12 protein-coding genes are annotated in these 13,515 nt (G+C 71.1%); 4 read left to right on the top strand and 8 right to left on the bottom strand.

Going from position 1 to position 13,515, the window contains the following annotated elements:
• Window positions 1-31: 31 nt before the first annotated feature.
• Window positions 32-709 carry a GntR family transcriptional regulator gene (locus tag N1028_RS04065; protein ID WP_259525542.1) on the top strand — a complete coding sequence of 226 codons (678 nt, stop codon included), beginning with the start codon at window positions 32-34 and terminating at the stop codon, window positions 707-709.
• A gap of 129 nt (window positions 710-838) precedes the next feature.
• Here the strand turns inward: N1028_RS04065 and N1028_RS04060 are convergent, their stop codons facing one another.
• Window positions 839-2,086 (bottom strand): ice-binding family protein, encoded by a 1,248-nt coding sequence (locus N1028_RS04060; protein ID WP_259525541.1) that lies wholly within the window; start codon window positions 2,084-2,086, stop codon window positions 839-841.
• Between the two features lie 115 nt (window positions 2,087-2,201).
• Window positions 2,202-2,978 carry a FadR/GntR family transcriptional regulator gene (locus tag N1028_RS04055; protein WP_259525540.1) on the bottom strand — a complete coding sequence of 259 codons (777 nt, stop codon included), beginning with the start codon at window positions 2,976-2,978 and terminating at the stop codon, window positions 2,202-2,204.
• 27 nt (window positions 2,979-3,005) lie between these two features.
• Between N1028_RS04055 and N1028_RS04050 the strand changes: the two genes are divergently transcribed.
• Entirely contained in the window at window positions 3,006-4,268 is a 1,263-nt protein-coding gene (locus tag N1028_RS04050; RefSeq protein ID WP_259525538.1) for an MFS transporter, read from the top strand.
• On the opposite strand, the gene N1028_RS04045 is transcribed toward N1028_RS04050, so the two are convergent.
• On the bottom strand, window positions 4,252-5,097 hold the full coding sequence (locus N1028_RS04045) for a DUF3097 domain-containing protein (protein ID WP_259525537.1): 846 nt from the start codon (window positions 5,095-5,097) through the stop codon (window positions 4,252-4,254). The two genes, N1028_RS04050 and N1028_RS04045, sit on opposite strands and share 17 nt — an antisense overlap.
• A gap of 136 nt (window positions 5,098-5,233) precedes the next feature.
• On the opposite strand from N1028_RS04045, the gene N1028_RS04040 reads away from it, so the two are divergent.
• Window positions 5,234-6,199, top strand: a complete 966-nt coding sequence (locus N1028_RS04040; RefSeq protein WP_259525536.1) for a carbohydrate kinase family protein — start codon at window positions 5,234-5,236, stop codon at window positions 6,197-6,199.
• Between the two features lie 100 nt (window positions 6,200-6,299).
• Here N1028_RS04040 and N1028_RS04035 read toward each other — a convergent pair whose 3' ends face one another.
• Genes N1028_RS04035 through N1028_RS04020 form a run of 4 tightly spaced genes read right to left on the bottom strand, consistent with a single transcriptional unit; the run spans window position 6,300 to window position 11,345 of the window.
• A complete protein-coding gene (locus N1028_RS04035; protein ID WP_259525535.1) occupies window positions 6,300-6,953 on the bottom strand; it encodes a transaldolase family protein in 654 nt (217 codons plus the stop codon).
• An 8-nt stretch (window positions 6,954-6,961) separates the two neighbouring features.
• Window positions 6,962-7,612: a transaldolase family protein gene (locus N1028_RS04030; RefSeq protein WP_259525534.1), complete on the bottom strand. Its 651-nt coding sequence runs from the start codon at window positions 7,610-7,612 to the stop codon at window positions 6,962-6,964.
• The gene (locus N1028_RS04025; protein WP_259525533.1) at window positions 7,612-10,089 is read right to left on the bottom strand and encodes an alpha-ketoacid dehydrogenase subunit alpha/beta; all 2,478 of its coding nucleotides are present in this window, start codon (window positions 10,087-10,089) and stop codon (window positions 7,612-7,614) included. Before N1028_RS04025 ends, N1028_RS04030 begins: the two co-directional genes overlap by 1 nt.
• A 53-nt stretch (window positions 10,090-10,142) precedes the next feature.
• Window positions 10,143-11,345 (bottom strand): dihydrolipoamide acetyltransferase family protein, encoded by a 1,203-nt coding sequence (locus N1028_RS04020; protein WP_259525532.1) that lies wholly within the window; start codon window positions 11,343-11,345, stop codon window positions 10,143-10,145.
• Window positions 11,346-11,463: 118 nt separating this feature from the next.
• Between N1028_RS04020 and N1028_RS04015 the strand changes: the two genes are divergently transcribed.
• Window positions 11,464-12,408 carry a sugar-binding transcriptional regulator gene (locus N1028_RS04015; RefSeq protein WP_259525531.1) on the top strand — a complete coding sequence of 315 codons (945 nt, stop codon included), beginning with the start codon at window positions 11,464-11,466 and terminating at the stop codon, window positions 12,406-12,408.
• Between the two features lie 36 nt (window positions 12,409-12,444).
• Here the strand turns inward: N1028_RS04015 and N1028_RS04010 are convergent, their stop codons facing one another.
• On the bottom strand, window positions 12,445-13,491 hold the full coding sequence (locus N1028_RS04010; protein WP_259525530.1) for an ABC transporter substrate-binding protein: 1,047 nt from the start codon (window positions 13,489-13,491) through the stop codon (window positions 12,445-12,447).
• Between the last annotated feature and the right edge of the window lie 24 nt (window positions 13,492-13,515).

Genomic DNA, 13,515 nt, shown 5'->3' with positions numbered 1-13,515 from the left:
GCGTTATATTGGTACCGGAGGACGGTGACTGATGGCGATAGCGACGGAAGCAGGATCGCGCGTCGACAACGCGTACGAGTGGCTGCTGGCCGAGATCACCGGGTTCCGGCTTCGCTCGGGCTCACCGCTGTCGGAGAACCGGATCGCGACGCAGCTCGGCATCAGCCGCACGCCCGTGCGCGAGGCTCTGCAGCGGCTCGAGAAGGAGGGGCTGGTCAAGCGCACCGACAATGCGCGCTTCACCGTCTCGCAGCTCACCGCCAAAGAGGTCAACGATGCGTGCGACCTGCTCGAAGTTCTCGACTCGTACATCTGCCGGAAGGCGGCGTCGAAGCTGACCGATGCGGATGTGGCGGCGCTGCGGAAGCTCGTGGAGGACATGGCGACGGCTGCGGCCGCGGAGGACCGCGCGGCGTGGTCGAACGCCGACATCCACTTCCACAGGCTGTGCAACTCCATCGCGGGAAACGCGCTCGTGGCCGAGACGGTGAAGGAGACGCGCCGGCGCATCCAGCGGTTCTGGCTGCGCGCCGCCTCGCTGCAGCACCGCCTGCAGGAGTGCTCGCGAGAGCACCACGTGCTCTCGGAGGCCATGATCGCCAAGGACTACGAGGCCATCGAGCCCGCGGTCAAGGAGCACATCGGCCACATGCGCCAGCGCATGCTCGACATGATCGCGGCCGCCGCCATCCTCCTCGGCGACGAGTAGCGGCGGCGGCGTCCCCTTCGTCCGCAGGCCACCGACTGCCGCGGCGACATCGCTCCGGGAACTCCTGGCCCGAGCGCAGGCGGTTTCGGACCAGGAGTCGACGGGCGTTCAGGCGTCGGAGCCGGGTGGTCAGTTCGTGTGGGGCCGACGACGGGTCCAGAGCACGAGCAGTGTCAGGCCGAGGAGCGATACCGTCAGCGCAGTGCCCACGAGGGGAGCGGCATCGAAGCCCGTGCGGGCGAGCGAGCCGCTTGAGCTCCCGGCGCCTGTCGAACCGCCGGAGCCGGAGCCGCTGCCGCCGCTGCCGTCGCCGGAGCCGCTGCCGCTGCCGCCGGAGCCGCTGCCGTCGCTGCCGTCGCTGCTGCCGCTGCCGTCGCCGGAGCCGCCTCCGCTGCCGCCGCCTGACCCGTCGCCGCCGCCGTCCGGCCCTCCGGGGGTGGAGTTCGTGGGGGCCGGCGTCGTCGGTCCCGGCTCACCGGGTCCGGAGTTCGTCGGGCCCGGGCTCGTCGGTGACGGGCTCGACGTGGTGGGTGACGGGCTCGTCGTAGGGGGGCCCGTGGTCGTCGGCGGCCCCGTGGTCGGGATCGTCTCGTCGGCGCACGGCCCGCCGGTGAAGACGTTGTCGAGCAACGTCACCGAGCCGGTCCGGGCGAGGGCGCGGCCGTCGACGGTGGCGCCCGAGTTGAGGGTGATCGACTCCATGGCGAGGATCGTGCCGACGAAGGAGGTCCTCTCCCCGATCGTGGCCGAGCTGCCGATCTGCCAGAACACGTTGCAGCTCGTCGCGCCGTTGACCAGGACGACGCTGCTCGACGAGGCTGTCGTGAGCGCGGAGGTGATCTGGAAGATGAATACGGCATCCGGGTCGCCATGGGCGTCGAGGGTGAGGGCGCCCGTGAGTCCGGCCGAGCTCTCGGCGAAGTAGACACCCGGGTCGAGCTCCTGGTTGCCGAGGTCGGTGGTGATCGTGGCATCGGCCGCCTGGGATCCGATGGCGTCGTAGGCGGTGACCACCGCGGCCTTCGCATCACGGGCGTGCTTGTCGTCGACATGGGTGTCACCCAACCGGATGCCGGGCGGGAAGCCCGAGATCGCCGAGCCGGGGCTCACGCCGAGGTCGCCCCAGAGCACGGTGTTGAGATTCGGGATGGTCCCGTGGTCGTTGGTGACCGACGCGCCTCCCAGCACGGCGTACGAATCGGCGACGCCGAGCCCCACCGATGTGCCGATGGCGGTGGCCGACTGCGAGACGAGCAGGAGCGAGCCCGCGCCGAGCACCAGGGCGGCAGCACCGCCGATGACCCCTGTTCGGCGGCGGCGAACCGCTGCGGTCGGGCGATGAATCGTACGGACGTGATCGGTCGTCTGGCTTCGCATGAAGCCCCCCAGGTCCCCGTCTGACGGGGGCTCCACTCGCAAAGCGCGATTGCGCTCAACCTAGGCCCGCACGCGCCGGACGTTCCGTATTGGTGCCTGACTGGCAGGTTCGGCTCTACGAATCCTCCAGCAGCGGGTCGATCAGCGCCTCGATCTGCCGGCGGGCGGCCTCCGGATCGCCGGCGACGATGGCCTCCACGAGGCGGCGGTGGTGTTCGGCGTGGGGGTCGATGTCTCCCTCCACGTCGGCGCGCTGAACCTCCTCGAACACCGCGGTGAGGCCCTCGTAGAGCTCGAGATAGAGCGCGTTGTGGGTGGCCTCCACGATGGCGCGGTGCAGGGCGAGGTCGGCGCGGATGCGACGGTCGAGGTCGGGTGTGGAGACCGCGTCCGCGTCTCCGGCACCGGCGCCGGCGGCATCCGGCGCCTCCCACGAGGCGGCGCGTTCCGCGAGGAGGCGCTGGAGGCGGGTGATGTCGGCAGCGGTGCGGCGAACGGCCGCAAGCGCGGCGGCCGAACTATCGAGCGCGCTGCGGAGTTCGAGACCGTCGCGACGCAGTCCGTGGGAGATGCTGCGCGAGAGTGTCTGGGCGAGCTGGGACCGGGCGATCACGAAGGTGCCGCGGCCCTGCTCCCGCCGCACGAGGCCCGACTGCACGAGCGACTGCACCGCCTCGCGCACGGCGTTGCGGCCTGCGCCGGTCCACTGGACGAGTGCGCTCTCGACCGGGATCCGCTCGCCCACCGCCCACCGGCCCGAGCGGATCTCCTCGTGGAAGAGCTCCGTCACGTGGTCCGTCACACCCGGCCGACGCCGGACACGCGACCCGCCGGCACCGGCACCGGGACCGGCCACGGCCCCAGCATCCGCACTAGACTCGTCGAGATTCATCCCATCATCCTATCTTTGGACCACTTCATGACCTCCGCCGTCCACCCGCCGCGTCGCGCCACCGGCGTCGCGCTCGTGCTCCTCGCCATCATCGCCACCGCGATCAACCTCCGCACGGCCGTCACGGGGTTCAGCCCGCTTCTCGAGCTCATCGGCGACGAGCTCGGCTTCGGCGCGGCTCTGTTCGGGGTCTTCGGCACGATCGTGACGGCGTCGTTCGCCGTGTTCGGGCTGCTCACGCCGATCGTCGCCCGCCGCGTCGGCCTCGAGACCATGATCGCCGTCGCGACGCTGCTGACCACCCTCGGCATCCTGCTGCGTGCGTTCTCCCCGAACGCGGCGATGCTCGTGTTCTCGACGATCGTGGCGTTCGCGGGCATCGGAGCCTCGAACGTGCTGATCGTGCCGATCGTCAAGAAGTACTTCCCCGACCGGCTCAAGTCGGTCAGCTCCCTCTACCTCTCGCTGCTGCAGCTCGGGCAGTTCGTCGCGCCGCTCATCGCGGTGCCGGTGGCGGTGGCCGCGGGGTGGCGGTTCGCGCTCGGCATGTGGGCCGTGCTCACGGCGGTGGCGTGCGTGCTGTGGCTCGTCGTGGTGCTGCGGGGCCGGGGGCCCGCAGCGGCGGCGAAGAGCGCTGCGAGTGCTCCCTCGAGCGGCCGCATCGCGGGCGCCTGGCGCACCCCGCTCGTGTGGAGCCTCGTGCTCATGTTCGGCATGACGGCCCTCAACACCTACGCCGTCATCACCTGGCTGCCCACGATCTTCGTCGACGCCGGGGCCGATCCGGCGCTCGGAGGCTCGCTGCTCGCCCTGTTCTCCATCTTCGGGCTGGGTGCGGCGTTCGTGGTGCCCCCGCTCACCATCCGGCTGCGCAATCCGTTCCCCATCGTCGCCGTCTGCGCCGCCTTGCTGGCAGTGGGGTACACGGGACTCCTCGTGGCGCCGCTCGAGGGCGCCGTGGTGTGGGTGGTGGCGCTCGGGCTCGGTGTGAGCACCTTCCCGATGACCCTCACACTCGTGAACGCCCGCACCCGCACGCCGGCCGGCTCGTCGATGCTGTCGGGCGCGACGCAGGGCATCGGGTACGCCGTGGCCTGCGTCGGGCCGTTCTGCATCGGCCTGCTCTACAGCGCCTCCGGCGGTTGGGAGAGCTCCTACGCGCTGCTCTACACGAGCATCGGCGTGCTCGTGGTGAGCGGCTTCGTCGCCTGCCGCCCGCGCCCGCTCGAGGAGCTCGCCGAGCGGGCCGCCCGCCCCGCTGCTCCTGCTGCCGCTACTGGGGCTCGGTGACGAAGTCGATGAGGTGCTCGACGCGGCCGAGCAGCACCGGTTCGAGGTCGGTGTAGGTGTTCACGCGCGAGAGGATGCGCTTCCAGGCGCGCGCGATGTCGGCCTGATCGGCGTGCGGCCAGCCGAACGCCTCGCAGATCCCGTGCTTCCACTCGATGCTCCGCGGCACGGTGGGCCAGGCGCGGATGCCGAGGGCCTTCGGCGTGACGCCCTGCCAGATGTCGACGAACGGATGCCCCACGACCAGCACGTGCGCCCCGAACGGTCCGCGCGCCACGGCCTCGGCGATGCGGCTCTCCTTGGAGCCCTTGACGAGGTGGTCGACGAGCACGCCGATGCGGCGCTCGCGGCTGGGCGCGAACTCGCGCACGATCGCCTCGAGGTCGTCGACGCCCTCGAGGTACTCCACCACGACGCCCTCGGCGCGCAGGTCGTCGCCCCACACCTTCTCCACGAGCTCGGCGTCGTGTCGGCCCTCGACGTAGATGCGGCTGGGGCGGGCGACCCTCGCGCGCTCCTGGGCAGCGGCGATGCTGCCGGATGCAGTGCGCTTCGGGCCCGAGGGTGCGGCCTTCGGGTGCACGAGCTGCACCGGCCGGCCCTCGAGCAGGAAGCCGGGGCCGAGCGGGAACACGCGGCGCGTGCCGTGCCTGTCCTCGAGCTCGACCGTGCGGCCCTCCACCCGGGTCACGCTGCCGCAGAAGTCGCTCGCGACCTCCTCCACGACGAGGTCGAACTCGGCCTCCACCGTCGGCAGCTCGACGGGCTTGCCGCGCCGCTTGAAGTCGGCGAGCACGTCGCCGCCGTACCGGTCGTAGTCATCGCGCACCGCACCACCCTACGTCGCCCCGCGCCCGACCCCGCGGAGGCACCGCCGGGGTCAGCCGCGCGACCGGAATCCTCCGTTGCCGCCGGCGCTCACTAGACTGGGCGGGTTTCAGCTGGGCGGGCGCAGGGAGGCAGGCATGGCCGCGAGGATCGTCGCGATCGGGGAAGCCCTCGTCGACGTGGTGCAGCCCGCAGCCGGGCGCAAAGAGCCCGCCGAGCACCCCGGCGGATCGCCGCTCAACATCGCCTACGGGCTCGCCCGGCTGGGTCGCGACGTGACCCTCGTGACCGCCCTCGGCGACGACGACCGCGGACGCGCGGTGGCCGACCACGTGCGCTCGTCCGGCGCGGCGATCGACCCCGTCTCGTTCCGCCCCGAGCCCACGTCCTCGGCCACCGCGCACCTCCGCGCCGACGGATCCGCCGACTACGTCTTCGACATCCGCTGGTCACTGCCCGGCCCGGCCGAGCTCCGGATGCCGCCCGCCGAACTCGTGCACGTCGGTTCGCTCGGGGCGTTCGTCGACCCGGGCGGAGCATCCGTCGTGGAGCACCTGGGTGCGCTCACGCGTCACCAGCCCGCCCCGATCGTGGCATTCGACCCCAACATGCGGCCCTCGATCGTGACCGATCACGCCGCCGCCTTCGCCCGCTTCGAGGCGATCGCGAGGCTCAGCACGGTGGTCAAGCTGAGCGACGAGGATGCCGACTGGCTCTACCCGGGGGCCGGGGTCGACGGCGCGATCGAGCGCATCCTGGCCCTCGGCCCGGCGCTCGTGGCGGTCACCCGCGGCGGTGACGGCGCCGTGCTCGCCACGGCGGCCGAGCGGGTGCAGGTGCCCGGCCTCGCGGTCGGCGTGGTCGACACGATCGGCGCGGGCGACTCGTTCATGAGCGCGCTCCTCGACGGCATCGCGGGCCTGCTCGATGTGGGCACGACTCCGGATGCGCTCCGCGACGCCTCGGCGCTCGACCGCGACACCCTCGAACGCCTCGGTGCCTTCGCGGTACGCTGCGCGGCCATCACGGTCTCCCGCGCGGGCGCCAACCCGCCGACCCTGGCCGAGACCCAGGCCCAGTCCCAGGCCGGGACCCAGGCGTAGCCGAGGTCGCGGGGCGGAGACGACGGAGCCGTCGCTCCCGGGCGGGCTGAACATCCGTCGTTCCCGCCTCTCGGGCCGGAACTCCGTCGTTTCAGAAGCCTCAGGCAGTGGGGAGGGCCGCCGCCGCCACCCGCTCGAACTCCGCGGCCGACTGCTCGGTGACCGGGTCGACCATCATCGCCAGCAGCACGGGCACGTCGGCCGTGATGTGGCTCACGCCGTTGAGCGCGAGCGTGGCCGCCGCGTTCGGCGACCGCACGCTCGCCACGAGCACCCGGGTGCGGGTCGCCGACAGCACCTGCGTCATGTTCGCCACCTTCGACAGCCCGTCCTCGCCCGAGTCGACGAGCCGCCCGAAGTAGGGAGCGATGTAGTCGACCCCGAGCGACGCTGCGAACGTGGCCTGCGCGAGGCTGTACACCGCCGTCAGCAGCACCCGCACATCCTGCTGCAGGAGCTCGTGCGCCACCCGGAAGCCGTCCTGCGTGGCCGGAACCTTCACCACGATCCGGTGCCCGAAGGCGGCGATCCGCTGCGCGTCGGCGAGCAGTGCGGCCCGGGTCGCGCCCGTGGCCTGGAGGAAGATCTCGTCGGCCCCCGCTGCGCTGAACTCGTCGTAGAGCCGCGGCAGGTCGGCGGCGCCGAGCCCATCGCGCGCGAGGATCGACGGATTCGTGGTGACCCCGCGCACGAGCCCGTCCCGGAGGAGCGGCAGCACGGCGTCGACGGCCGCGCTGTCGGCATAGAGCTTCACGGCCGGCCTCAGACGGTGCTCGAGGCGAGCTCGTGGAACTGCTCCACCGAGCCCGCGGTGAGCTCGTCGGTGAAGAACAGGTCCCACACGGGTGGCCCGAAGGTGAAGTTGCGAACACCGGCGGAGGCCAGCTCGAGGATCTGCTCCGGGGTGCGCAGGCTCCCGGCGAGCAGCTGGAGCGCGGACCCGGTGGCGTCGATGGCACTCTGCATCGAGACGATCTCGCCGATGCCGTCGCGGCCGGCCGCGATCATCCGCCCCACGAAGGGAGCGAGGAAGGCAGCGCCGGAGGCCATGACCGGCAGCACCTGTGTGGCCGCGAAGACGGCGGTCACAAGCACCTCCCCGCCCCCCGAGAGCTGCCTGGCAGCTTCGATGCCCTCGCGGGACGCGGTGACCTTGACGACGACGTTCTCGCCGAGCGCCCGGAACGAGGCACCGCGGTCGGCGATCTCGGCGGCCGAGCGCCCCCACGACTGCACGAACACGCGCTTCGCACCGGCCTCGGTGGCCCAGCCCACGATCGACGGGATGTCACGACTGCCGAGCCCCGCCTTGTCGAGGATGGCGGGGTTCGTGGTGACACCGGCCGCCAGGCCCGTGGCCAGCAGCCGCTCGACCTCGGCGCGGTCGGCGCTGTCGATGTAGAAGGCGGGCATCAGATGCCCCGCGCGGACTCGTCGAGGGTGCCCTCGGCGCCGGGGCCGTCCTGCACCTCGTGGCCGGGGAGCGGCACGATGCGGGTGTGCACGGCGTCGACGATGTCGGCGGGGGTCACGAAGAAGTCCCACTCGAGTTCTGCGGGAGGCGCGATCCAGTTGCGGGCGCCGAGCACCACGACGGGGGCGTCGAGGTCGTCGAAGGCCTCGGTCGTGACGGTCGCGGCCACGGTGTTGAGCCAGCTGCCGCGGAGGTTGGCGTCGGAGACGCAGACGAGGCGACCGGTCTTGGCGACCGATTCCAGGAGCAGGTCGTACTCGAACGGCACGAGGGAGCGAGCGTCGATGACCTCGGTCTCGATCCCGTACTGCGACGACAGCGCTGCGGCGGCCTCGAGCGAGCGCGAGAGCACCGCCCCCACCGACAGGATCGTGAGATCCGAGCCCTCCCGCACCACGTGGGGCACGCCTATGGGCGTCTGGTAGTACTCGGCCGGCACACCCTCGGGGTAGACGGTCTCGACCGTGTCGTAGAGCCGCTGGCTCTCGAAGAACACGACGGGGTCGTTGCCGGCGAGGGCCGAGGCCAGCAGGCCCTTCGCGTCGTGAGCGGTGGCCGGGAAGACCACCTTGAGGCCGGGCACACCCGCCACCATCGAACTCCAGTCCTGCGAGTGCTGGGCGCCGTACTTGGCGCCCACCGAGACGCGCAGCACCATCGGCACGGTCGCGAGGCCGCCCGACATGGGCTGCCACTTCGCCATCTGGTTGAAGATCTCGTCGCCGGCCCGCCCGATGAAGTCGGCGTACATGAGCTCGACCATCGCGCGGCCGCCGGAGAGGGCGTAACCGACGCCGGCGCCCACGATCGCGGCCTCCGAGATGGGGGAGTTGAACAGGCGGTGGCGGGGCAGCAGCTCGGTGAGTCCGCGGTAGACGCCGAACGATCCGCCCCAGTCGCGGTTCTCCTCGCCCCACATCGCGAGCCGGTCGTCTGCGGCGGCGTGGTGCACGATCGTCTCGAACAGCGCGTCGCGGAACGTGATGGCCTTGGCACCCGAGAAGGGCTTGCTGCCGGGGCCGTCGGAGAGTCCGGACCGCGACTTGCGGGCGAGGGACTGCAGGTGCGGGAGTTCGGACACCGGCACGGAGGTCTCGCCGGCAGGGGCGTCGGCGAGGTCGATCGAGGTGTTGTTGAAGGTGAGCTCCGCCATCACGGCGGGGTCGCGGCGAAGCGACAGCCGCGGCGACACCGAGGCGTCGATGGCGACCTCGAGCGAGGCGGCGATGCGCTCCTCGGCCCAGGTCTTGAGCTCGGCCTGACGGCCGGCGGCCACCACGCCACCGTCCGTCAGGCGAGCGAAATAGGTGTCGATCGGATCGTGCGAGGCCCAGAGGTCGAGCTCGTCCTTCGTCCGGTACGACGACGCGTCAGAGGGGGAGTGCCCCGACTGGCGGTAGGTCTGGCAGTCGATCAGCACGGGGCCGTCGCCCGCCTCGAGGTGCTGGCGGGCCACCGTCATGGCTTCGATCACGGCGAGCGGGTTGTTGCCGTCGATCGTCTGCGCGTGCATGTTCTGGGCGTTGATCCCCGCGCCGATGCGGGCCAGGCGGTCGTAGGCCATGGTCTCGCCGATGGTCTGGCCGCCCATGCCGTAGAAGTTGTTCACGATGAAGAAGACCACGGGGAGTCCGCCGCGGTGCTTCTCGTCCATGAGAGTGTGCAGCTGCGCCATGCCGGCGAAGTTGAACGACTCCCAGACGGGGCCCGTTCCCGTGGCGGCGTCGCCGATCGAGGCCACCACGATGCCGGGCTTCGCCTGCAGGCGGTTGTAGAGCGCCGCGCCGGTGGCGAGCGGACCCGATCCGCCCACGATGGCGTTGTTCGGGTAGATGCCGAGCGGCGGGAAGAAGGCGTGCATGCTGCCGCCGAGCCCTCGGTTGAAGCCCGTGCGGCGGCCGAAGGTCTCGGCGGTCATGCCGTAGAGCAGGTAGTCGATGGCCTGCTGCTCGGGGTCGTCGGAGGCGAGGCGATCCTGCACCACGTTCCAGATGGCACCCTCCGACCAGGTGCGGAAGGCCTCGTCGAGCTCGGGCCGCGGGGTCGAGTGGATGGCCGAGAGGCCCTTCGCGATGACCTCGCCGTGGCTGCGGTGGCTGCCGAACACCTTGTCGACGGCGCCGAGCGTGAAGGCCTGGCCGACGGCCGCGGCCTCCTGGCCGATCGAGAGGTGGGCGGGCCCGGCGTGCACGTAGTCGATGCCCTTGTACGAGCCGTCCCGCTTGATGGCCTGCAGCATGAGCTCGAACTCGCGCACGAGGATCATGTCGCGGCCGATGCGCAGGAGGGCCTCGTCGCCGTGCAGCGCACGCTCGGCGGCGAGGTCTGGTGCGTAGGTGTTGACCTGGATCGAGTCGAAGGTCAGCTCCGACCGGCTGCGTGTGGTGGCCGGGTCGATGAGGAGCTCTTTAGCCATGGTTCGTCGTGTCCTTCAGGTAGAAGACTTCAGGGTGAGAAGAGGGGTGGCCGTCAGAGGGCCGAGAGGATGTCGACCGTCTCGATCGCCTGCGCGATGGCCGCGAGCACGGTGGCGGCCGCGGCGCCGTCGAGGGCGCGGTGGTCGAACGTGAGCGAGAGCGGCAGCAGGCTCGGCGCCTCGGGGTGCGTCTGGTGCGCCGCCCCCACACCGAGGATGCAGCTCTGCGGTGTGTTGAGCACCGGCGTGAACCAGTGCACGCCGAGCGAGCCGAGGTTCGAGACCGTGAAGGTGCCGCCCTCCATCTCGGGGGTGGTGAGCTTTCCAGCGCGGGCCTTCTCGATGGCGCCCTTCGCGGCCGCGGCGACCTGCGCGATGCTGAGCGAATCCGCGTTCGGGATGACGGGCACGAGCAGCGCCTGTCCTGTGTCGACCGCGAAGCCGAGGTGCACCGAGCGGTACTGGCGGATGCCCTCCCAGTCGAACACCGAGTTGGCTTCCGGATGCCTCGCCACGGCCTTCGCGGTGGCGAACAGCACGAGGTCGTTGACGCCGATCTTCGGCAGCCCCTGCGATTCGGTGACACCGCGGAGGCGCTTCACGAAGGCGAGCAGCGCGGTGGCGTCGGCATAGCGGGTGAGCGTGACCTGGGCGGTGCCGGCGAGCGAGGCGTGCATCCGCTGGGCCGTGACCTTGCGGGCGCCGCGCACGGGCACGAGATCGAACTCCGCGTCGGGAGCGGCAGGCTTCTCGATCGTCGGAGGAGTCACTGCCTTCTTCGCCGCGAGCACGTCGACGATGATGATCCGTCCGCCGGGGCCCGATCCGGTGACGGTCGATAGATCCACACCGTTCCTTTGCGCCAGGATCCGCGCTCTCGGAGATGCCTTCTGGCGGTCGTCACGCGTGGAGGTCGACGGCTCGACCACGATGGACACGGCCGGCGACGGCTCGGCCGGTGCGGTGGCGCCGGGATCGTCGGCGTCGGAGGCGGGACCGGCTTCGGCGACGACCTCGCCGGCCGCACCGAGCACGGCGAGCACCTCGTGCTCGGGCACCTCGTCGCCGGAGTCGAACAGGATGCTGAGCACCTCGCCGCCCTCGGGCGCTTCGACCTCGATGGTCGCCTTGGCGGTCTCGAGGGTCACGAGCACGTCGCCCGCGCTGACCTGCGAACCCACCGAGACGTTCCAGTCGACGATGACAGCGTCTTCGCCCGCGTTGCCGGTGGTGGGGACACGAACGTCGATCGACATCGCTCTCCGTTCCATAGTCTGCTCAAAAGTGAAGTGTGCGCTCCTATGAGCACACGCTCACAGTACACTGGCATCCGGATCGCGTCAAAGGTCGATCCGGAGAACTCGGGAGGAAGCGTTGCTCGGTCAGGACCGCCCCGCCGTCTCGCTCGAGGCTGCCATCGTGGCGCGCCGCTACTACATCGACGACAAGCAGAAGAACGAGATCGCCGACGAGCTCGGCATCTCACGCTTCAAGGTCGCGCGCCTGCTCGACGAGGCCAAGGCGAGCGGCATCGTGCGTATCTCGGTCGACATGCCGGCCGACATCGACCTCCCACTCGGCGAGGAGCTCTCGCGCGCCTTCGGCATCCAGCGCGCCATCGTCGTGCGCGCCATCGAGGCGGCCCCGGATGCGACGGGCGCCCTGATCGGCGACGCCGCGGCCCAGTACCTCGCCGGGATCGTCGGCGCCGACGACGTGCTCGGCATCTCGTGGGGCTCGAGCCTCACGGCGTTCGTCGATGCCGTCACGACCCTCGCCCCGGCCGAGGTGGTGCAGATGGTCGGCGGTGTGCGCGCCGCGCAGATGGACGTCTCGGGCGTGGAGCTCGTGCGCCGCCTCACCCGCAAGACCGGCGGCCGGGCCTTCCCGCTGCACGCCCCGCTGCTCGTGCGCACGGCGACGATGGCCGAGGAGCTCCGCGCAGATCCGAGCCTCGCGGATGCCACGGGGCGCTTCAGCCGGCTCTCGATCGCCCTCGTGGGCATCGGCTCCTGGAACCCGCCCAAGTCGTCCCTCCACGGGGAGTTCACCGACGCCGAACGCGCCGACCTCGAGTCCCGCGGTGCCGCCGCCGATGTCTGCACGATCGTCTTCGACGCCGACGGCAGTGAGCTGCATTCGCCCGCCCTCGAACGGGCCGTGGGCATCTCGGCGGCGGAGCTGCGGGGCGTGCCCGAGGTCGTCGCGGTCGCGGGGGGCGACGAGAAGGTGGCGGCCATCCGTGCGGCCCTCCGCAGCGGCGTCGTGCGCACCCTCGTCACCGACTCCCGCACCGCGGAGGCCCTGCTCCCCCGCTGATCTGGGCGGGTCGGCAGGGCCTCGCGGTGTTGCGGACTACTCGCAGGTCTCCTTGTAGAAGTACTTCGAGATCTCGGGGTCGCTGGCGTTCTCGGTGGTGGCGATCACGTTCTCGAGCTCGGTGTTGCGCACGATATCGCTGTCGTTGCCCGTGGCGGCGTCGTAGGCGTACTGCACGGCCAGTCGGCCCTCGGTCTGGAAGTCCTGCACCACGAGGATCTCGATCGATCCGTCCTCGAGCAGCTTCACCGTCGCCGGCTCGGCGTCGTAGCCCGCCACGTGGATGTCGGCCTTCTTGCCCGCCTGGGCGATCGCGTTGGCGGCGCCCGTGGCGGAGTTGCCGTTCACGCCGAAGACTCCGGCGAGATCGGGGTTGGCCAGGATGAGCGCCTGCACCTGGCTGGCCGCGGTCGAGATGTTCGACTTGGAGTACTGGATCTCGAGCAGCTTCACATCGGGGAACTCCGCGGCCATCCGGTCGGTGAAGCCCTTGACCCGCGCCTCGTCGGTCGTGGCGCCGGGAGCGCCGCTGATGATGGCCACGCTGCCGGTGCCGCCGATCGACTCGCCGAGCGCGTCCGCCGCCGCGGCGCCACCCTGCTCATTGCTCGAGGTGATCTCCGCGGTGAGCTCCGAGGGATCGGCGAGCGTCGTGTCGGTGGCGATCACCGGGATCCCGGCGTTGACGTACTGCTTCACCACGGGGGCGAGCGCCGTGCCGTCGGTGGGGGTGAGGATGAGCGCGGAGGGATCCTTCGCGAGCAGGGCCTGCACCACGGGAATCTGCTGCGACGGATCCCAGGTGGTCGCCCCCTGGTACTCGATCCCCACGCCGAGCTCCTCGGCCTGCTTCTGCGCACCGCAGTACATCGTGAGGTACGCGGGGTGCGTGGTCAGTCCGGGCACGAGGTAGAAGGTCAGGTCGCCGGAGGCCGCCTGGTCGACGTTCTCCGCGGCGGCGTTCTCGGCCGCCTGCTCCGGCGTCTCGACGCAGGCCGAGAGGCCGGCGAGCAGCGCGACGGAGGCGCCGATCGCGAGTGCGGAACGGACTCGACGGCCCGAACGCGGAAGGGTGCTGTGCATGGGTGCATCTCCTGTCTGGAGCCG

The organism is Herbiconiux oxytropis (assembly GCF_024979315.1).
GTDB classification, from domain to species: Bacteria; Actinomycetota; Actinomycetes; order Actinomycetales; family Microbacteriaceae; genus Herbiconiux; species Herbiconiux oxytropis.
Note: the sequence above shows the minus strand (reverse complement) of the source record. Positions and strands in the feature narration are given on the sequence as shown.

Coding starts and splice junctions, on each gene's coding strand:
- N1028_RS04030 (WP_259525534.1), bottom strand. CDS start 7,612: ATGCCCGCCTTCTACATCGACAGCGCCGACCGCGCCGAGGTCGAGCGG.
- N1028_RS04065 (WP_259525542.1), top strand. CDS start 32: ATGGCGATAGCGACGGAAGCAGGATCGCGCGTCGACAACGCGTACGAG.
- N1028_RS04060 (WP_259525541.1), bottom strand. CDS start 2,086: ATGCGAAGCCAGACGACCGATCACGTCCGTACGATTCATCGCCCGACC.
- N1028_RS04055 (WP_259525540.1), bottom strand. CDS start 2,978: ATGAATCTCGACGAGTCTAGTGCGGATGCTGGGGCCGTGGCCGGTCCC.
- N1028_RS04010 (WP_259525530.1), bottom strand. CDS start 13,491: ATGCACAGCACCCTTCCGCGTTCGGGCCGTCGAGTCCGTTCCGCACTC.
- N1028_RS04025 (WP_259525533.1), bottom strand. CDS start 10,089: ATGGCTAAAGAGCTCCTCATCGACCCGGCCACCACACGCAGCCGGTCG.
- N1028_RS04040 (WP_259525536.1), top strand. CDS start 5,234: ATGGCCGCGAGGATCGTCGCGATCGGGGAAGCCCTCGTCGACGTGGTG.
- N1028_RS04050 (WP_259525538.1), top strand. CDS start 3,006: ATGACCTCCGCCGTCCACCCGCCGCGTCGCGCCACCGGCGTCGCGCTC.
- N1028_RS04020 (WP_259525532.1), bottom strand. CDS start 11,345: ATGTCGATCGACGTTCGTGTCCCCACCACCGGCAACGCGGGCGAAGAC.